Consider the following 19,336-nt stretch of genomic DNA (forward strand, 5'->3'; position numbering starts at 1 on the left):
TTCGCATTGTCATCTGAAGAGTGTGCTCACAGACAGATGTTTCCTTATTCGCATGATGGCTTCTCCTATGAGATTTGCTACCGAGATCACCTTAACCTTTTCTGGAAGATTCTCGTGATATATCGTGTCGGTTATGTACACAGTGTCTATCGGAGAATTTTCTATTCTTTCCAGAGCTCTATCGGAAAAGACACCGTGCGTTGCACAGGCTATGATCTTCTTTGCCCCTGCCTTTTTCAGGGCTTCTGCACCTTTCACTATAGAGTGAGCAGTATCTATTATATCATCGAACATAATAACCACTTTATCTTTAACCTCTCCTATTATGTTGACCACTTCCGCGACGTTGTCACTTGGTCTTCTTTTATCGAGAATTGCAAGAGAAGTTTTCAACCTTTCGGCCATTCTTCTTGCCCTTCTCACACCACCCACATCAGGTGACACAACCACTGTTTCCTCAGGAACGATGTTTTCTCTTTTGAGGAGTTCCTCTGCGAAGACGGGGTAGCTCCAGAGATTGTCAACGGGAATGTCGAAGAACCCCTGTATCTGTTCCGCGTGGAGGTCTACCGTCAGAACGCGGGTTGCCCCGGCCACAGTGATAAGGTTTGCAACCAGTTTGGCACTGATGGGATCTCTTCCCTTTGCCTTCCTATCCTGTCTCGCGTATCCGTAGTAGGGAATCACGACGGCGATGGTGTTGGCTGATGCCCGCTTGAACGCGTCGATCATTATGAGAAGTTCCATGAGGTTCTCGTTCACCGGAGGCGAGGTGGGCTGAATGAGAAAGATATCGTGTCCCCTCACTGTTTCGTTTATGCGGACGTTTATCTCTCCGTCGGCGAATCTTCCGACCTCACAGTCACCGAGTTGAAGGTTGAGATAGTTCGCTATCTTCTCGGCCAGAGGTCTGTTGGCGTTCCCAGAAAAAACTTTCATTTCGTTTGAGAAAGACATATCATTCCTCCTTTCGCTTTTTCAATACCCAACCTTCTTTCACAACCTGCATCGCTCTACCCAAACCGAGGGAATACGGTGGAACATCCTCTGTTATTACCGATCCCGCTCCTATCAGAGCTCCTTCTCCAATACGAACGGGTGCCACCAAAGATGAGTTGCTTCCTATGAATGCTCCATCTTCAATGAAGGTGGGATTCTTTTTCTTACCATCGTAATTACAGGTGATTGTCCCTGCACCTATGTTCACATTTTTTCCAACGAACGCGTCCCCTATGTAACTGAGGTGTTGAGCTTTGGTTCCCTCTCCAATTGTACTTTTTTTGATTTCAACGAAGTTTCCAATTTTTGAAGATTTCTTCAAAATCGTTCCTTCTCTCAACCTCGCAAACGGACCAACGGAAACATCGTCTTCTATCACACTTTTGAAGCATTCAGATCTTGTGATTTTCACGTTGTTTCCTATTTCACAGTCGACTATTCTCGTCATGGGGCCTATTTCACAGTTTTCTCCCACGCGGCTCTTGCCTTCTATGAAAGTCATAGGATGAATGACTGTATCCATGCCGATTTCGACGGAGTAGTGAATGTAAGTGGTGGCTGGATCTAAGATGGTAACACCGTTTTCCAAAAGCTCTTCTATTTTTCTCATTCTGAGCTGTTCCTCGAGCCAGACAAGAGTCTTTCTGGTGTTCACTCCCGTTATTTCGAGTAGATCATCAGTTTTCACAACCCTCACTTTTTCGGCGAAATTGACCGCGTCCGTGAGATAGTACTCTCCTTTCGCGTTCTCGTTCTTTATCTCCGGGAGTGCTCTTAAAAGAAAATCACCGGAGAACACGTAAAATCCGGTGTTGATCGTTGTTACACTCTTCAATTCTTCTGGCAGATCCGCGTCCTCTATTATTCTGTATTTGTCCCCGTCTTGTATGACTCTACCGTACCCGGATGGGTCTTCGAGGTCAGCCACCAAGATGGTCACATCCGCACCTTTTCTGTGTTCTTCGATCATTCTTTTCAAGGTGTTTTCGCTTATGAGAGGAACGTCTCCGTAGAGAATCAAAACGTCATCTCCGGGTTCGATGAAATCTTTTGCACACATCACAGCGTGTGCGGTGCCCAGCTGTTCTTCCTGAACGAAGACGTCTACCCACTCCGGAAGAGTTTTTCTGACCAATTCCGCTTCAAAACCGAGGACAACGCCAACTTTCTGCGCTACTTTCCCGGCTGTTTCAACCACCCACTCTATCATGGGCTTTCCAGAAAGTGGGTGTAACACTTTTGGTATCTTTGATTTCATCCTTGTACCCTTTCCCGCTGCGAGAACGAGGGCTCTCATACTTTCACCTCTTAAAACCAGTTTCTCTTTTCAAGATCGAGCTCGTTCATTTCCCCTTTCAGGAAGAGTTCTATTTCCTCTCTGGTCAGATCTTCCTCCACGAAAATCCTTTTTTCTCTCGGATAATCTTCAAAAACACGGTGAATTATGGGTTTCTGAGAAATCTCCATGGCAAACAGTATCATCTGGAGCGCTTCGTTTATTTCATCGTCTGAATACTTCTTTCTGAGCTGGTGTATGTGTTTTCCGACAAGATCAAAGAGATCTTCCTGGGTTGCTTCGAGAACACTGAGAATCTCATCCAGAGCGTTCACACTCTCTCCTCCATCATCTTTTTAAACTGCAAAGCGTTCATCGCCGCCTGACCTTTGTAACAGTTGTTGAAGAAGACATAAGTTTCCTTCACTCTTCGTGAAAGTTCTACAACATCTTCAAAGAGAGTTTTCAGTTCTTCCTCACTGTAGAGGTAATCGTACCTTTCTTCCCCTTCGGCTTCGAACCATCTTTCGTTCCTTCCATGAAATCTGAAGTAGGCGTAATCAGTTGTCGTGATGGGACGATAGGGGAACAATCCGGGAAGCTTTGGTTCGTCCACCACCACAAAGGTTATACCATGATTTCTCAAGAATTCATATGTTTCTTCTCTGTCCCAGGAGTAGTGTCTGAACTCCACAGCGATTTCGTACGGGTAGCTTTCTCTCAATTTTTCAAGATATTCCACGTTTTTTCTGGAGAGTTTGAAAGAGAATGGAAACTGTGCTAAAGTCATCTTTAGTCTTTGTTCTTCTATTAGAGGCTCTATTTGACGTGTGAAATTTTCCATGTCCTCTTTTGGATCTTTTCCCTCTTTCCAGAGAACGTGCGTGACGCTTGCTGGTGTCTTTACGGTAAAATAGAAATCGGGAGGGGTCTTTCTCAACATCTGAACAAAGGAGCGCCACGATGGTTGGGTGTAATAAGTGAAATTCAATTCCACGATTCTGAATCCAAGCACCGCCCAGTAGTACTTCAGGAACTGGGAAGGTTTCAAATGTTCGGGGTACACTACTCCCTTCCAATCTTCAAAGGAAAAACCGCTCGTTCCCACGTAAACCATTCGTTGTGTCTCCTTCCGGAGGGATTCAATATGTATTGTACAACACTGTGGAGGAACAGAAAATGAGACATTTACGGTTTGAAAATTTGACCGAAGAACAGTTGAAAAGACTCGCAAAAGTTCTCACTGAGAATCTCAAGGGTGGAGAGGTGGTGATACTCTCCGGAAATCTCGGAGCTGGAAAAACAACGTTTGTGAAGGGTATGATCAGAGCGATAGGTCTCGATGAAAAAATGGTGAAGAGTCCAACTTTCACCCTCATGAACGTTTATCCAGGTTTGAAAACAATATACCACCTTGATCTTTACAGACTTCAGGACTCAGACTTTCTCAGTCTCGATGTTGAAGACATACTGGAGGACGAAGACGGAATCATGGTGGTAGAATGGGGAGATCTGTTCGATGGATTCTGGCCTGAGGACTCGATAAAGGTGAAGATAGAGATAGCGGACGAGAGTCACAGAAACGTGGAGATCCTTATACCCGAGGAGGTGAATTTTCTTGCCGAAAAAATCGAAAGATACCGAAAAGAGCTTCAAAATACTTGAGAAATACGCCAGTCAGCAGGAAAAAGAACTGGAGATACCTGACAGCTTGCCGTGTATTCCTTTGAGAAACGGGATGGGAGTTTTTCCAAACACCGTTGTTCCTTTCTACGTGGGAAGGACCGGCTCTCTTATAGCACTCGAAGAAGCCATGGAAAAGTACAACAGACTTCTTCTGGTGGTCAATCAGAAAGATCCATCCGTTGAGACACCAGAACCGGAAGACCTCTACAAAGTGGGAACGGTCGTGAAGGTGCTTCAGATAATGAAGCTTCCAGATGACACGTTCAAGGTGCTCGTGGAAGGGCTGGAGAGAGCTCAAATCGAGGAATTCGTCTCGACTGATCCTTTCTTCCTCACGAAGATAAAAATACTGAAGGTGAAATACAGAAAAACGAAGAAACTCGAAGCACTTATGAGAAGCGTCAAAGACAAGGCAGTCAGATATTTCAACCTGACCCACAGGTTTCCTCAGGAGACGCTCGTTACCCTTAAAGAAATGCAGGATCCGGACAAGCTCGCAGACTTCGTTGCTTCGATTCTTCCCGTTCCTCTGGAGACGAAGCAGGAACTCCTCGAGACGATTCATCCTCTTGAACGTCTCGAGAAGATACTCTCAATACTGGTGAAAGAAATCGAGATTCTCGAGATAGAAGAAGAAATTGAGAAAAAGGTGAAGGACAGAATAGAGAAGACCCAGAGAGAATACGTGCTCCGCGAAAAGCTCAGGGCTATAAAAGAAGAACTCGGAGCGGAAGAGGAGTTAGAGATCAAGGAGCTCTACGAGAAGGTAGAAAAAGGTGATTACCCAGACTACGTGAAGGAAAAGGCTTACAAAGAGATTCAAAGGCTCGAGAAGATGTCGCCCTACAGTGCCGAGGCGACGGTTGTCAGGACCTATCTTGACTGGCTTCTGAACCTTCCATGGAGCGCTGCCAGCGAGGATAGACTCGACATAAAGGAAGCGGGGAAGATCCTGGATAAGAACCATTACGGGCTCGAAGAGGTCAAGGAGAGAATACTGGAGTATCTCGTGGCCAGGAAGTTTTCAAAGAATCTCAAAGCTCCCATTCTCTGCCTTGTGGGACCTCCGGGAGTGGGGAAAACGTCGCTGGGCAGAACCATCGCAGAAGCGATGGGAAGAAAGTTCGGAAGAATGTCCCTTGGAGGCCTCAGAGACGAGGCAGAAATAAAGGGACACAGGCGTACTTATGTGGGGGCGCTTCCGGGAAGAATCATACAGATCATAAGAAGGCTGGGAACGAAGAATCCCGTTATTCTGCTCGACGAAGTGGACAAGATGGGAATCAGTTTTCAGGGTGATCCGGCGTCTGCTCTGCTCGAAGTTCTCGATCCCGAACAGAACAAGGACTTCGTCGATCACTATCTCGAAGTACCCTTCGATCTCTCTCAGGTGCTGTTCATTACAACCGCGAACGTGCTTCACACCATTCCTCCCGCGCTGAGGGACAGAATGGAGATCATAGAGATACCAGGGTACTCGGATCCAGAGAAGTACCACATAGCCAGGGACTACATAATACCGAAGATTGCACAGGCTTATGGCCTGTCAAAGGTGATGTTTACTCCTGGAGCGATCAAAAAGATCATCAGGGAGTACACAAAAGAAGCGGGTGTGAGAAATCTCGAGAGAGTCATAGAAAAGGTGATAAGAAAAAGTCTTGTGAAGGGCGAGAAGAAGTCTTTCAAAATAACCACTAAAGATGTCGAAGAACTGCTCGGGCCTCCTGTTTTCAAGGAGGAGGAGATTTTGGAAGAAGACACAGTAGGAGCGGTCACAGGCCTTGCCTGGACTCCAGTTGGTGGAAGTGTTCTCATCGTGGAGAGTCTGCTGGTCCCCGGAAAAGGCAATCTCATTTTAACAGGAAACATGGGTGACGTGATGAAAGAATCTGCCAGAATAGCCCTCAGTGTGGTCAGGAAGATGTGTGGAGAAGAATGCAGAGAGGTCTTCGAGAAGAACGACATCCACATCCACGTTCCAGAAGGAGCCGTTCCAAAGGATGGCCCCTCCGCCGGCATAACGATCACGGTGGCCCTGTACTCTGCCGTCACCGGTAAAAAAGTCAGAAGGGATGTAGCCATGACGGGTGAGATCACGTTGAGGGGTAAAATACTCCCGGTGGGAGGGATAAGAGAGAAATTGCTCGCGGCAAAGAGAGCCGGCATAAAAAAAGTAATCCTTCCTTCGAGAAACAGACCAGACGTGGAAAAGATACCGAAGGAATATCTGAACGGGATGGAGATCGTTTACTGTAGTGAAATACAGGAAGTTCTCAAGGAGGCCATTGTGAGGTGAAGAGAGACATATTCTACGTGATCATTCTGACAGTCTTCGCGGTTCTTTTTATGCTCACGTATTTTTCCTACAGAAATCTTGCCGTGAAGCTCACCCGTATGGAAAAAACGTTGAAAGCATACGAGCTTTACATTTTCTCCGATTACGAGAGTTTTGAAAACTACGTGAAGAAAGAGGGATTGAAAATAGAAGGAATGGAACTTTTGAAAGAAAAGAAGGCCAGGTCTCTCATCGCTGAAGGAAAGGATCTGTTCGAGACTGCCAACTATGGAGAAGCCCTTGTTTTCTTTGAGAAAGCTTTTAATCTCTCTGACAACGAGGAGATAAAGAAAATAGCCAGTTTTTATCTGGAAGAATGCAGGAAAAAGCTGGCGGGTGATTGATTTGAAGGAGCTCAGAATACTCCACACGTCCGACTGGCACCTCGGTGTCACCTCGTGGACCAGCTCGCGACCAGTAGATCGACGTGAAGAGCTGAAGAAAGCGCTCGATAAAGTAGTCGAAGAAGCCGAAAAGAGAGGGGTCGATCTGATTCTTCTAACGGGTGATCTTCTTCATTCGAGGAACAATCCTTCGGTTGTCGCTCTGCACGATCTTCTGGATTATCTGAAGAGGATGATGAGAACAGCGCCTGTGGTAGTACTTCCTGGAAACCACGACTGGAAGGGCTTGAAACTCTTTGGAAATTTCATAACATCGATCTCGAGTGACATAACCTTTGTCATGTCCTTCGAACCTGTGGATGTAGAAGCCAAACGGGGCCAGAAGGTGAGAATTCTCCCCTTCCCGTATCCTGACGAGTCGGAAGCTTTGAGAAAAAACGAGGGAGACTTCCGGTTCTTCCTCGAATCCAGACTCAACAAACTTTACGAAGAAGCGCTGAAGAAGGAAGATTTCGCTATCTTCATGGGTCACTTCACTGTTGAAGGGCTCTCGGGTTATGCTGGAATCGAGCAAGGAAGAGAGATCATTATAAACAGAGCGTTGATTCCGTCGGTGGTTGATTACGCTGCGCTCGGGCACATTCATAGTTTCCGAGAGATTCAGAAGCAACCTCTCACCATATACCCTGGCTCTCTCATAAAGATAGATTTCGGAGAAGAAGCGGACGAAAAAGGAGCGGTCTTTGTTGAGCTGAAAAGAGGAGAACCGCCCAGGTATGAAAGAATAGACGTTGTCCCTCTTCCGTTGAAAACTCTCTACTACAAAAAGATAGACACCTCTGCTCTGAGAAGCATAAGGGATTTCTGCAGGAATTTTCCTGGTTACGTGAGGGTGGTTTATGAAGAAGACTCCGGTATTCTTCCCGACCTGATGGGAGAGATAGATAATCTGGTGAAGATAGAAAGAAAGTCAAAAAGAGAGATAGAAGAGGTGCTTCGAGAAAGCATGGAAGAGTTCAAAGAAGAGCTGGACAAAATTGATTACTTCGAACTCTTCAAGGAGTATTTGAAGAAGAGAGAAGAAAACCACGAAAAGCTGTTGAAAATCCTGGATGAGCTTCTCGATGAGGTGAAAAAGAGTGAGGCCTGAAAGACTCACCGTTAGAAACTTTCTTGGGCTGAAAAATGTCGATATAGAGTTCCAGAGCGGAATAACGGTTGTAGAGGGTCCGAACGGTGCCGGAAAGTCGTCCCTCTTCGAAGCCATTTCTTTTGCACTTTTCGGGAACGGGATAAGGTATCCCAACTCGTACGATTACGTGAACAAGAACGCCACCGATGGAACTGCCCGTCTCGTGTTTCAATTCGAACGTGGAGGGAAAAGATACGAAATCATAAGAGAGATAAATGCCCTGCAGAGAAAACACAACGCGAAGCTCTCCGAGATACTGGAAAACGGAAAGAAAGCGGCCATAGCAGCAAAACCTGCCAGCGTTAAGCAGGAAGTGGAAAAAATTCTGGGAATAGAACACAGAACCTTCATAAGAACGGTTTTCCTCCCACAGGGAGAAATAGACAAGCTTTTGACTTCTCCTCCATCGGAGATCACCGAGATCATCTCCGATGTTTTCCAAAGCAAAGAAACACTCGAAAAGCTGGAAAAACTCCTCAAAGAGAAGATGAAAAAGTTGGAGAACGAGATATCCTCCCTGCAAGCTCTCTACGCCGCCAGCTGGAAGTATCTGGAAGAGAACGATCTGGAAGTTCTGAAGAGCGAGCTGAAAACCGTCTCGGAGAAAAAGAAAGAACTTCTCAAAAAAAGAGAAGAACTCCAGAAGGAAGAAGAGCAGCTCAAGAGGCTCCTTGAAAAATATCGGGAACTCGTGAAAAAGAAAGAGAGGCTCAAGGCGCTCTCTCTGAGAAAGAACGAATTGCAAAAAGAAGTGGTCCACGAGCAGAAGGTGAAAAAAGCGAAGGAACTGGAACCGCTCTTTCGAGAACTCTACCTCAGACAGAGGGAATTTGAGAGGCTCTCACAGGATTTGAACAGCAGGGAAGAGAGATACAAAGAACTCGAAAAGAAAAAGGAAGCGATCTCAAAAGAAATCCCTGTTCACAGGGAAAGACTTTCCAAGCTGGAGGAGATGGCAGAAAATCTTAACGAAGAACTGGATCTTCTTGAAAAGGTCTTGAAGGTCTCTCGGCCGTTTCTTGAGCAAAGAATAAGATTGAAAGAAAATCTCACGAGGCTCGAGGAAGAGATCAGAAGACTCGTTGGAGAAAAAGAAAAGAGAGAAAAAGAATTGCTTTCGATTGAAAAGACAGAGAATGAAACGAAGGATGAGCTGGAAAAACTGCTCGGTGAACTCTCAGTTTTGAAGAAAGACCACATGAAATGGCTGGCCTATCAGATAGCTTCCAGTCTGAACGAAGGTGACACCTGCCCTGTATGCGGTGGAGTGTTCCATGGAAAAATGGAAGCCGTCGAATTCAATGTCGATGAATTCGAGAAGCTCGATCAAAAAAGAAGCGAACTGGAAAACACCTTGAACGTTCTGAAAGAGAGAAAGAAAAGCCTTTCCAGCCTCATAGAAGATCTTCTGATGAAAACCGAAGAGGGGAAGAAAAATCTGAAGAGCATTCGAAATCAGATTGAAAAAATTGAAGAAGAACTGCACAGATTGGGTTATTCGGAAGATCTGGAGGAAAAACTGGATGAAAAAAGAAAAAAGCTTAGAAAAATAGAAGAAGAGAGGCATTCTATTTCCCAGAAGATCACAGCGGCCGACGTTCAGATTTCGCAGATCGAAAACCAGCTGAAAGAAATAAAAGGAGAGATCGAAGCCAAAAGGGAAACTCTGAAAGAACAGCGCGAAGAGATGGACCAGTTGAAAAGAGATTTCTTCGATCGTTTAGGGGAGATAGGAATCGGCTTTGAAGAGTTCAGGATCCTCGTCAAAGAGGAAGTAAAGGACGCGGAAAAAGAATTGGGAATTGTAGAGACGGAGATCAGGCTTCTTGAGGGAAGCCTAAAGGAGCTCGAATCAGAGAATGTTCGAGATGTGAGTGAAGATTACGAAAGGGTTCGAAATCAACTGGAAGCTCTCTCACAGGAAATATCGGATCTTGAGAGAAAAGAAGGACGGCTCAATCATCTCATCGAAGAAACACTCAGAAGAGAGCGAGAGTTGAAGAGTCTGGAGAAGAAGCTGAAAGAGCTGAGCGATGAATACAACAATCTGGATCTTCTGAGGAAGTATCTGTTCGATAAAAGTAACTTCTCAAGATACTTCACAGGGAGAGTTCTCGAAGCGGTCCTGAAAAGAACGAAGGCATATCTCGACATTCTGACGAACGGAAGGTTCGACATAGATTTTGACGACGAAAAAGGTGGTTTCATCATAAAAGATTGGGGCATCGAAAGACCAGCGAGGGGACTTTCCGGTGGAGAAAGAGCTCTCATTTCCATATCTCTTGCCATGTCCCTTGCAGAGGTAGCCTCCGGCAGGCTGGACGCGTTCTTCATCGATGAAGGATTTTCCAGTCTCGACACGGAGAACAAAGAGAAGATCGCTTCCGTTCTGAAGGAACTCGAAAGATTGAACAAGGTGATCGTTTTCATCACGCACGACAAGGAGTTCTCGGAGGCTTTCGACAGGAAACTGAGAATAATGGGAGGAGTTGTGGTGAATGAGTGACGAAAGGAGAAAGAAAGAGGAACTGATAGAGAGAATCGTGAGTGAAAAGGGAGAGGAAGCGTTTCCGAAACTGCTTGAGCTTCTGGAGGACGAAGACCCGGAAGTGAAAGAAATCGTCTCTGAAGTGTTCTACAGACTCGGTGATCGGGCAAGGGAGTTTCTCTTCAACGAAATTCAAAAGAGAAGGGAAAGAGGTTTCGAGAAGAACGACATCACGAATCTCTACATAATCGATATACTCGGAGATCTAGGTGAAAAAAGAATGAAAAACGTTCTCTACGAACTCATGGAAAAATACGACTCAGAAGAAGCACTTCTCATCATATACGAAGCGCTCGCTAAAATAGGTGAAGGGGAAGTCTTCCTGCCAGAGTTGGAATACCTGATGTTCGAGGATGCCTACAGAAAGGAACTTTGCGAACAAGTGGCGATGGTGCTTGCCAACATTCCAACGGAGAGATCCCTGAGAATCCTCCTGAAGGCTCTGAAGAACAAAGAGTTTTCGGAAGATCAGAAGGAGTTTTTCAGAAGGGCAGTGGAGATGATTCTGTACAGAAAACCGGAGCTTTCTAAGTATGTGACCGATGAGGAAAGAAAGGAGCTGGGATTATAGTCGTAGTCGCGGAAAACTTGAAAAAATCCTACGGGAAGAAGAAGGTTCTGGATGGAGTTTCTTTTTCTCTCGAGAAAGGTAAATCCCTTGGCATTGTTGGACAGAATTCTGCGGGGAAGACCACTCTTTTGAAGATACTCGCCACCATCCTGAAACCGGACGAAGGAAGACTCTTTCTCTTCGAAAAAAACGCGCTGAAGGACTTGTCGTACATTCGAAAGAGAATAGCCTTCGTTCCCGAGTTCCCTGCTCTGCTTGAAGAACTCACCGTCCGTGAGAATCTCCTCTTCTTCTCCAGACTCAGAGGGGTGAAGATGGAAAGCTTCATTGTCTCTGAGCTCATGCTGGAGCCTTTCATGGAAACCTTTGTTCGAAACGCATCAAAAGGCGTGAAACAGAGAACGGCTCTCGCAGTAGCTCTATTTGGAAACCCTGAACTTCTGATCCTCGACGAGCCGACCAGCGGTCTCGATGTTGAATCGGCCAGCATCGTCAGGAGTAAACTCAAACGGCTCAAAGAAGAAGGAATCACGGTGATAATATCTTCTCACATAAGGGAGGACATCGAAGAACTCTGCGATGAAATTCTGGTGATCAACGGTGAGAGTGGGGGGAGCAATCTTGAACGAGATCGTTAAGAAGACGAAAATCGCAGAAGACGTGTTCGATTTCTGGATTCACTCACCCTCTGTTTCAAAAGAAGCGGGACCGGGGCAATTTGTTGTGATAAGGCTCCACGAAAAGGGAGAGCGAATCCCTCTAACGGTGGCAGACACAAGGCCCGATGAAGGACTGTTCAGGATGGTCGTGAAAGTCGTCGGGAAAACCACTCACGAGCTTTCTCTGAAAAAAGAAGGGGACACCATTCTCGATGTGGTGGGACCTCTTGGGAATCCGAGTGAGATCGAAAACTACGGGAACGTCCTGCTCGTGGGTGGAGGAGTGGGAATAGCAACGCTCTATCCCATAGCGAAAGCGCTGAAAGAAGCGGGGAACAACATCACAACCGTTCTCGGTGCAAGAACAAAAGACTACCTGATCATGGTGGATGAATTCAAAGAGATATCTGATGTTCTGCTTGTGACAGACGACGGGAGCGCTGGAATGAAAGGTGTTGTAACGGACGCGATGGATAAACTCTTCAGGGAAAGAAAGTTCGATATCTGCTGGGCTGTTGGGCCCACCATTATGATGAAATTCTGCACGTTGAAAGCGAGAGAATTCGGAGTTCCGATATGGGTCTCTCTAAACCCGATAATGGTGGACGGAACGGGGATGTGCGGTGCCTGCAGGGTCACGGTTTCTGGTCAGATCAAGTTCGCCTGTGTGGACGGCCCAGAGTTCAGGGGAGAAGAAGTGGACTGGGACGAACTTCTGAAAAGACTCGCACAGTACAGAGAGCAGGAAAAGATCTCGTACGAAAGATTTTTGAAAACGGCAGGTGAATCAGAATGAAAAACAGAAAAACTCCGATGAAGGAACAATCACCGGAATCGAGGAGAAGGAACTTCGAGGAAGTGGCACTCGGTTACACGCTCGAAGAGGCTGTGGCGGAGGCTCAGAGGTGTCTTCAGTGTCCCACACATCCGTGTGTCTCCGGATGTCCTGTGGGAATCGACATTCCCGGCTTCATAAGGAAACTCAGAGAGGGAAAACTCGAGGAATCTTACAGTATTCTCAAAAGCTACAACAACCTTCCCGCGGTCTGTGGAAGAGTCTGTCCCCAGGAAGTTCAGTGTGAGTCGAGGTGTGTCGTGGGAAAAATGAAAGACAGCGAATCCGTTGCGATCGGAAGACTGGAACGATTCGTCGCGGACTGGGCGGCCGAGAACCTCGAAGAAGATGTGAAACCTCTAGCTGGCTTGAAAAAGGAGAAAGTCGCCGTCGTTGGTTCAGGTCCAGCGGGACTGACAGCTGCGGCAGACCTCGCGAAGATGGGATACCACGTTGACGTTTTTGAAGCTTTTCACAAACCGGGTGGTGTTCTCGTGTATGGAATTCCGGAGTTTCGTCTTCCAAAGAGGATCGTTGAAAGAGAAGTCAACTACATAAAGAAACTCGGGGTTAACTTCTATCTCAACACGGTTGTTGGTAAGACTGTCAAAGTGAAAGAGCTCCTTTCGGAGTACGACGCCGTCTTCATAGGTACCGGTGCGGGGACACCGAAGTTCATGGGAATTCCGGGAACGAATCTGAACGGGGTGTACTCCGCCAACGAATTTCTCACGAGGGTCAATCTCATGAAAGCCTATCTCTTCCCCGAGTACGACACACCCATCCGTGTGGGAAAGAGGGTAGCTGTGATAGGAGCTGGAAACACGGCCATGGATGCAGCAAGAAGCGCTCTCAGATTGGGAGCCGAAAAGGTGTACATTGTCTACAGGAGAACGGAACGTGAGATGCCCGCCAGGAGAGAGGAATATCATCACGCACTTGAGGAAGGAATCGAGTTTCTGTGGCTCACCCTCCCGATACGATACGTCGGGGACGCCAACGGAAACGTGGAAGCCGTGGAGTGCGTAAGGATGGAGCTGAAAGAAGCAGACGGTTCGGGAAGGCCAAGACCCGTTCCCATCGAGGGAAGCAATTTTGTTCTCAAGGTTGACATGGTGATAGAAGCTATAGGGCAGGGTCCAAACAGGGTGCTTCTCTCTGAGTTCCCAGGCTTGGAACTGAACGAACGTGGATACATCAAAGCAGACGAGGACACAGGAGCAACGAGTGTGAAAGGCGTCTTCGCAGGTGGAGATATCGTGACGGGTGCAGCGACGGTGATAAAGGCCATGGGAGCTGGAAAGAAAGCGGCGCAGTTCATTCACTCTTACCTCACAGGGGAATGGAACCCGTGGCAAAAGTGATTTTCGTTCTTGCGATGGACGTCTCCGGAAAGATAGCCTCCTCTGTTGAAGGCTGGAACTCATTTGAGGACAGAAAAAATTTCAGAGAGATCACCACGGAGATCGGAAACGTTGTGATGGGAAGGGTCACCTTCGAGGAAATAGGAAGACCTCTTCCAGAGAGGCTGAACGTTGTTTTGACGAGAAGACGCAGGTCTTCCGATGATCCTTCACTTGTTTTTTTCAACGGTTCACCTGGGGATGTGGTAAAATTCCTCGAAGGAAAAGGCTACGAAAGGGTGGCTGTCATAGGAGGAAAGACCGTGTTCACGGAATTTCTGAGAGAAAAACTGGTAGATGAGCTTTTCGTCACCGTCGAACCGTACGTGTTCGGAAAGGGAATACCTTTCTTCGATGAATTCGAAGGTTACTTTCCTTTGAAACTTCTGGAGATGAGGCGTTTGAACGAAAGAGGCACACTTTTTCTCAAATATTCTGTAGAAAAATCGCACCGTTAGGTGCGATATTTTTTTGTCTGAAGGGGGTATCGTGAATGAAACGGGATTTTCTCGGCAGAACCCTCGCAGTCATAGAAGATCTGAGCGTGGAGGAGCAGATGTTCCTCTATGAGAAAACCAGGGAGCTCAAACAGAGATGGTACAGCGGAGAGGATGTATCGGATTTCAGGATAAAGAAGAGAAACGTTGGAATATACATCGTTTTCGTCGAACCAAGCACGAGGACGAAAGAATCTTTCATAAACGCTGCGAAGTTTCACTCAGGCCCGAACGTGAAGGTGAACGTTTTCGATTCGGAACATTCCTCCTTCAACAAACAAGAGAGCTACACGGATACTTTCTCCATGCTCACAGGCTACAGCGACTACTCCATATTCGTTGTGAGAACAAGACTCGAAGGAGTCTGCAGACTCCTAGAAAGAAGAATATCAGAATTCGCAAGCAGGAACGGTATAGAAGTACCCTCTTTTATAAACGCGGGCGACGGAAAGCACGAGCATCCAACACAGGAACTTCTGGATGAATACACCTTTCTCGAGCAGAACGGTTTCGACAACTCGTTCATACACGTGGCACTCGTTGGTGACCTGCTTCACGGCCGAACGGTTCACTCCAAGGTGAACGGCTTGAAGATATTCAAAAATGTGAAGGTGGATCTTGTGGCACCGGAAGAGCTCATGATGCCTGAGCATTACGTAGAGAAGATGAAAAAGAACGGTTTCGAGGTCAGGATTTTCTCTTCGATCAGAGAGTATCTCAGCCAGAAAGATGTGGCAAAGATCTGGTACTTTACACGACTCCAGCTCGAAAGAATGGGAGAAGACATCCTCGAGAAGGTTCATATTCTGAGAGAAGCAGTCACGTTCAAAAAAGAGTATCTGGACGCACTGCCGGAAGGAGTGAAGTTCTATCATCCGCTTCCAAGGCACAAGGTTTATCCGACGATACCGAACTTTCTGGACACACTTCCTCTGAACGGATGGGAAACACAGGCAAGGAACGGTTACTGGGTGAGGATCGTGCTTCTTTCCATGTTCGGTGGAGCGCTGGAAGCACCTTTCGATACCTCGAAGAAAGAAGAAAAACCAGAAGAAGACTTCATAATTCCCGCTCCCATCACACACGGATCAAAGGGGGTTCAAAAGGAAGGAAAAAGAGGTATAAAACCCATTGAAAACGGAACGGTGATAGACCACATAGCCAAAGGAAAGACACCGGAGGAAATTTACTCAACAATTGTGAAAATAAGGAAAATTCTGAGACTCTACGATGTGGACAGTGCGGATGGTATTTTCCGGTCGAGCGATGGAAACTTCAAGGGTTACATCAGCCTGCCGGATCGCTATCTCTCCAAAAGAGAAATAAAGAAACTCTCGGCGATTTCTCCAAACACCACAGTCAACATCATAAAAAACAGCACGGTTGTTGAAAAGTACAGAATAAAACTTCCACCAACGATCTATGGATTCGAAGAACTCCGATGTAAAAATGAAAACTGCATCACCAATCCCGCACACGGCGAAAACGCTTCACCTTCCTTTGTGAGAAACGAAAAAGGACAGTTCATATGCGAGTACTGTGAAACACCGCATTCTTTCGAAGAGATCTGGAGTATTTGAGAAATTTGCGAAAAAAGAAAGCAGGGGAATTTTCCCCTGCTTTTTTTATTTTATAGCCAAGCTTATCTGGACTCGGTCAGTGTTTCCATACCTCTAAGGAATTATTGAAACAGAGAACGGGACACGTGGTGGGAGGGAATCAAAGATGTTTCCATACCTCTAAGGAACTATTGAAACCCATACAAGGTCTTTCACTCGCCAAGAGGCTCATTGTTTCCATACCTCTAAGGAAGTATTGAAACACAAAGCCAACGTGATCGAGATAAGGTACAAAGACAGGTTTCCATACCTCTAAGGAATTATTGAAACTCTCTACGATGATGTTGTTGCCGTCAAGCCTCTAGTTTCCATACCTCTAAGGAATTATTGAAACTTTGCTAATCCACGACGGCACAGACAACGAATTCTTGTTTCCATACCTCTAAGGAATTATTGAAACATATCGGTTCGAGCGCTTTCCTGAATGCTGTGTCTAGTTTCCATACCTCTAAGGAAGTATTGAAACACGCCTTATCGTTAAACGAAATGACACGATAGTAGTGTTTCCATACCTCTAAGGAAGTATTGAAACTTTTGAGATTACACTCGAAGACATAGATATAGTTGTGTTTCCATACCTCTAAGGAAGTATTGAAACCCGTTGAGTTCAAGAGAAATTATACCACAAACACACTCTGAAAGCAAGATATTTTTTGAAATTCCATATCCTCCCTTTCCATAAACCATTCTAACACACAAGAGAGCACCTTCAAGTACTGTTTGGAAAAATGGAATAATTGCATAGTTTAACAACGAAAGAACACAAGCCAAAAACAGAAGATAAATTATATCAACCTACGTCAGGGCATTTTGAGGTGTTTTTGGTAAAAATCGATTAGTTCCATGTTTCACAAATGGATGAAAGAAGGTCTTACTCAAAGAGTTAGAGACTAAGTCACAGTACTCTCTATTCATCCAATCTTCACGTCACCATTTTCCATGAATTCTCTTCATATTGTTTCATCATATCATCTGTTATTCTCTTTTTAACGCATAACTTCCGGTACCAGAAAGGCGCATGAAATTCTTCGTTACCGGTAATTGCATACTCTGTATCGTCCTTCCGATGCCAGGTACACGTATCACCCACTTTATGAACGATTGGAACTAATTTAGTTTTGATGCATAAAACAAAGATAGGATTTGCTATAAAAATTCTATCTAATATTACAACCATATGTTTTTGAGCTCGAAAACCTCGAGTTTTACTTGATCCGTTTTGATGGAAAGAACGTTGTAAACTTTCTCTGGATGGATCCTAAAGGAAAAAACTATGGAGTCGCTGAAGAAAATTTCTACAGAGCATGAATCCAAGAAAGCTCGTATTCTATTTGTAGCTTCATCTTCGACTGTCGCCTTTCTAACTTCTCCACCTGAAACACCAGATCTCGTTGTATCCACGATTAATTCGTCTCGACTCTTTGTTATCACCACTTCTTCAGATTCATTTCCCATTCGAAGTTCGATTTCTCCGCCGAATTCACACACAATTTCATAACTGTTTTTCTCGACATCCAGCGGAAATGTTCCGGACTTTGCCGTTTCGAAAACCTTCCTCTTTCTGAGAGCCAAGAGTTCATCTACCGGTTTCACCTTCAACTCGTTGTTTTCTACATACAGCTCTCTTGGAAGACTCATAACACCGTTCCATCCTTCTCGTTTTGTCGGGTAAAGCCCTGTTCTCAACCAGCTTTGAAGCCATCCGATAACCACAACCCTGTCTGTTCCAAAGAAAGTTTGAGCAGCGTAGAAGTCCGTTCCGTGATCGAGAAGCCCCCGCTTTTCGACATTCAGTTTTCCTTCCTTTAACTCTCCCATGGAAAACAGAACGCTGTTTGTACTCGTTATCGAGTATATGAGGATATCTTTCTCTCCAATTCTCACAAGATCGGGACACTCTATTTCTTTTGTGGTTTCATCTTCAAAGATCACACCCTCGTACTTCCAGTGAAAAAGGTCATCTGAGGTATAGAGAAGCACTCTTCCAATCTTCTCATCTTTACCAGATCCCAGTACCATTCGCCACTTACCGTTGCTTCTGTTCACCTTCGGGTCTCTGAAGGCGTGCGTCCCTTCCTCTGGGGGTTTAGATATAACCGGGTTTCCATCGTACTTTACGAAATCCAATCCGTTTTCACTCATGGCTACACACTGGGTTTCTTTTTCTCCTTTGTTGTGTGCCGGATCGCGGTAGTAGGTGTACACGAGAAACATTTTCCCATCTTTCTCAACGGCACTTCCAGAGAACACTCCGTGTGTTTCATCGTCGGGATAGAGGGCAACGGGAAGGTGTTTCCAGTGAACGAGATCGTCGCTCACCGCGTGGCCCCAGCAGATGTTTCCCCATTCAGGTTTTCTGGGGTTGTACTGATAGAACATATGGTATTTTCCTTTCCAGAAAATCAAACCGTTCGGGTCGTTCATCCAGCCTGTTATCGGGAAAAAGTGATAATTCGGTTTGAACATATCACTTCCCTCCTATTTCTTCTACCACCTCGTTAACAACTTTCAAGACTTCATCGTGGATCAACCCGTTCGAGAAGATGAAATTCTTCGAGAAAGCGTTCGCTTCTTTTCCGGAGAAGTCCGTGACCATTCCTCCCGCTTCTTTAACGATTATCAGACCGGCTGCTATATCCCAGGGATTTATCCTCCAGGTGACGAAAAAGTCAACCCTTCCTGCACCAACGTAAGCGGCGTTCAGCGCAGCACTTCCAAGGATCCGAATCCTTCTGGTCCTCTTTTCCATCCTCTCGATGAATTTCCCGGTGAAATCCACGTAGCTACCAGTGGAACCAACACACTCTTCGAGGCTGGCGTTCTCAGACACTCTGATTCTCTCACCGTTGAAGAAGGCACCGCTTCCTTCCTCAGCGTAGAGTGTTTCGTTGAGAGCAGGGGCATGGACGACTCCCATCTTGACTTCTCCGTTTTCAACGTAAGCCAGAGAGATGGAAAAGTTCGGAAGGCCGTGAACGAAGTTTATCGTCCCATCTATCGGGTCTATTATCCAGAGTCTGTCTCCTTTTTCGAATATTCCTTCTTCGGCCATGATGTTTTCGTCAGGGAAGAATTTTCTTATCTCATCGACTATCATTCTCTGGGCTTCTCTGTCTATCTCTGTGACTATGTCCTTGAAACCGGTTTTTTTCTCGACGTTATCTACCCTCCCCCAGTGTATCATGAGGAGGTGTCCTACCTTTCTCAAAAGCTTTATAGAAAAGTCCAGTCTGTCCAATTCGATCCCTCCCTTTAAAAAAATTAACGGCTCCCTTGAGGGAGCCTGCTGGTGGGTGCGGCAGGATTCGAACCTGCGACCTCTTCCTCGTGAGGGAAGCGCTCTCCCCCTGAGCTACGCACCCATCCGTTTAT

At 45.9% G+C, this 19,336-nt stretch carries 17 protein-coding genes, 1 tRNA gene and 1 CRISPR repeat array; of the genes, 11 read left to right on the top strand and 7 right to left on the bottom strand.

The window, feature by feature from the left end:
* Positions 1-9: 9 nt before the first annotated feature.
* The 4 genes from TRQ2_RS06670 to TRQ2_RS06685 are packed head-to-tail and all read right to left on the bottom strand — an operon-like array spanning position 10 to position 3,392.
* The gene (locus tag TRQ2_RS06670) at positions 10-957 is read right to left on the bottom strand and encodes a ribose-phosphate pyrophosphokinase (RefSeq protein ID WP_012311046.1); all 948 of its coding nucleotides are present in this window, start codon (positions 955-957) and stop codon (positions 10-12) included.
* Position 958: 1 nt separating this feature from the next.
* The gene (glmU, locus tag TRQ2_RS06675; protein ID WP_012311047.1) at positions 959-2,296 is read right to left on the bottom strand and encodes a bifunctional UDP-N-acetylglucosamine diphosphorylase/glucosamine-1-phosphate N-acetyltransferase GlmU; all 1,338 of its coding nucleotides are present in this window, start codon (positions 2,294-2,296) and stop codon (positions 959-961) included.
* An 11-nt stretch (positions 2,297-2,307) separates the two neighbouring features.
* Positions 2,308-2,610, bottom strand: a complete 303-nt coding sequence (locus TRQ2_RS06680; protein WP_011943689.1) for a hypothetical protein — start codon at positions 2,608-2,610, stop codon at positions 2,308-2,310.
* Positions 2,607-3,392 (bottom strand): DUF72 domain-containing protein, encoded by a 786-nt coding sequence (locus TRQ2_RS06685; RefSeq protein ID WP_011943688.1) that lies wholly within the window; start codon positions 3,390-3,392, stop codon positions 2,607-2,609. The genes TRQ2_RS06680 and TRQ2_RS06685 overlap by 4 nt, the downstream gene beginning before the upstream one ends.
* Before the next feature lie 62 nt (positions 3,393-3,454).
* Here TRQ2_RS06685 and tsaE point away from each other — a divergent pair, with 62 nt between their 5' ends.
* From tsaE to TRQ2_RS06740, 11 genes are read left to right on the top strand one after another with little or no spacing between them, the layout of a single operon-like run.
* The gene (gene tsaE, locus TRQ2_RS06690) at positions 3,455-3,940 is read left to right on the top strand and encodes a tRNA (adenosine(37)-N6)-threonylcarbamoyltransferase complex ATPase subunit type 1 TsaE (protein ID WP_012311048.1); all 486 of its coding nucleotides are present in this window, start codon (positions 3,455-3,457) and stop codon (positions 3,938-3,940) included.
* On the top strand, positions 3,894-6,257 hold the full coding sequence (lon, locus tag TRQ2_RS06695; RefSeq protein WP_012311049.1) for an endopeptidase La: 2,364 nt from the start codon (positions 3,894-3,896) through the stop codon (positions 6,255-6,257). The genes tsaE and lon overlap by 47 nt, the downstream gene beginning before the upstream one ends.
* On the top strand, positions 6,254-6,640 hold the full coding sequence (locus TRQ2_RS06700) for a hypothetical protein (RefSeq protein ID WP_011943685.1): 387 nt from the start codon (positions 6,254-6,256) through the stop codon (positions 6,638-6,640). Before lon ends, TRQ2_RS06700 begins: the two co-directional genes overlap by 4 nt.
* Complete coding sequence (locus TRQ2_RS06705; RefSeq protein ID WP_148202945.1) at positions 6,633-7,790, top strand: exonuclease SbcCD subunit D; 1,158 nt, start codon at positions 6,633-6,635, stop codon at positions 7,788-7,790. The genes TRQ2_RS06700 and TRQ2_RS06705 overlap by 8 nt, the downstream gene beginning before the upstream one ends.
* Complete coding sequence (locus tag TRQ2_RS06710; protein WP_012311051.1) at positions 7,780-10,338, top strand: AAA family ATPase; 2,559 nt, start codon at positions 7,780-7,782, stop codon at positions 10,336-10,338. Before TRQ2_RS06705 ends, TRQ2_RS06710 begins: the two co-directional genes overlap by 11 nt.
* Positions 10,331-10,951: a HEAT repeat domain-containing protein gene (locus tag TRQ2_RS06715; RefSeq protein ID WP_008194934.1), complete on the top strand. Its 621-nt coding sequence runs from the start codon at positions 10,331-10,333 to the stop codon at positions 10,949-10,951. Before TRQ2_RS06710 ends, TRQ2_RS06715 begins: the two co-directional genes overlap by 8 nt.
* Positions 10,952-10,968: 17 nt before the next feature.
* The gene (locus tag TRQ2_RS06720) at positions 10,969-11,589 is read left to right on the top strand and encodes an ABC transporter ATP-binding protein (RefSeq protein WP_008194936.1); all 621 of its coding nucleotides are present in this window, start codon (positions 10,969-10,971) and stop codon (positions 11,587-11,589) included.
* Complete coding sequence (locus TRQ2_RS06725) at positions 11,573-12,406, top strand: sulfide/dihydroorotate dehydrogenase-like FAD/NAD-binding protein (protein WP_008194938.1); 834 nt, start codon at positions 11,573-11,575, stop codon at positions 12,404-12,406. Before TRQ2_RS06720 ends, TRQ2_RS06725 begins: the two co-directional genes overlap by 17 nt.
* Positions 12,403-13,809: an NADPH-dependent glutamate synthase gene (gltA, locus tag TRQ2_RS06730; RefSeq protein ID WP_008194940.1), complete on the top strand. Its 1,407-nt coding sequence runs from the start codon at positions 12,403-12,405 to the stop codon at positions 13,807-13,809. The genes TRQ2_RS06725 and gltA overlap by 4 nt, the downstream gene beginning before the upstream one ends.
* Complete coding sequence (gene folA, locus TRQ2_RS06735; RefSeq protein WP_008194941.1) at positions 13,797-14,306, top strand: dihydrofolate reductase; 510 nt, start codon at positions 13,797-13,799, stop codon at positions 14,304-14,306. The genes gltA and folA overlap by 13 nt, the downstream gene beginning before the upstream one ends.
* A gap of 35 nt (positions 14,307-14,341) precedes the next feature.
* A complete protein-coding gene (locus TRQ2_RS06740; RefSeq protein ID WP_012311052.1) occupies positions 14,342-15,925 on the top strand; it encodes a bifunctional aspartate carbamoyltransferase catalytic subunit/aspartate carbamoyltransferase regulatory subunit in 1,584 nt (527 codons plus the stop codon).
* 81 nt (positions 15,926-16,006) lie between these two features.
* A CRISPR array of direct repeats spans positions 16,007-16,562; the repeat unit is 20 nt; unit sequence GTTTCCATACCTCTAAGGAA.
* A gap of 569 nt (positions 16,563-17,131) precedes the next feature.
* Here TRQ2_RS06740 and TRQ2_RS06750 read toward each other — a convergent pair.
* From TRQ2_RS06750 to TRQ2_RS06760, 3 genes are all read right to left on the bottom strand, one after another.
* Positions 17,132-18,430, bottom strand: a complete 1,299-nt coding sequence (locus TRQ2_RS06750; protein ID WP_012311053.1) for a glycoside hydrolase family 32 protein — start codon at positions 18,428-18,430, stop codon at positions 17,132-17,134.
* 1 nt (position 18,431) lies between these two features.
* On the bottom strand, positions 18,432-19,202 hold the full coding sequence (gene suhB, locus TRQ2_RS06755; protein ID WP_012311054.1) for a bifunctional fructose-1,6-bisphosphatase/inositol-1-monophosphatase: 771 nt from the start codon (positions 19,200-19,202) through the stop codon (positions 18,432-18,434).
* A gap of 49 nt (positions 19,203-19,251) precedes the next feature.
* Positions 19,252-19,326, bottom strand: a tRNA-Val gene (locus tag TRQ2_RS06760).
* Positions 19,327-19,336 lie beyond the last annotated feature (10 nt).

Source organism: Thermotoga sp. RQ2 (assembly GCF_000019625.1).
GTDB classification, from domain to species: domain Bacteria; phylum Thermotogota; class Thermotogae; order Thermotogales; family Thermotogaceae; genus Thermotoga; species Thermotoga maritima.

Bases quoted from the DNA above. Each gene is read 5' to 3' on its own strand.
- TRQ2_RS06670 (WP_012311046.1), bottom strand. From the start codon at position 957: ATGTCTTTCTCAAACGAAATGAAAGTTTTTTCTGGGAACGCCAACAGA.
- TRQ2_RS06685 (WP_011943688.1), bottom strand. From the start codon at position 3,392: ATGGTTTACGTGGGAACGAGCGGTTTTTCCTTTGAAGATTGGAAGGGA.
- tsaE (WP_012311048.1), top strand. From the start codon at position 3,455: ATGAGACATTTACGGTTTGAAAATTTGACCGAAGAACAGTTGAAAAGA.
- TRQ2_RS06750 (WP_012311053.1), bottom strand. From the start codon at position 18,430: ATGTTCAAACCGAATTATCACTTTTTCCCGATAACAGGCTGGATGAAC.
- TRQ2_RS06715 (WP_008194934.1), top strand. From the start codon at position 10,331: ATGAGTGACGAAAGGAGAAAGAAAGAGGAACTGATAGAGAGAATCGTG.
- gltA (WP_008194940.1), top strand. From the start codon at position 12,403: ATGAAAAACAGAAAAACTCCGATGAAGGAACAATCACCGGAATCGAGG.
- glmU (WP_012311047.1), bottom strand. From the start codon at position 2,296: ATGAGAGCCCTCGTTCTCGCAGCGGGAAAGGGTACAAGGATGAAATCA.
- TRQ2_RS06740 (WP_012311052.1), top strand. From the start codon at position 14,342: ATGAAACGGGATTTTCTCGGCAGAACCCTCGCAGTCATAGAAGATCTG.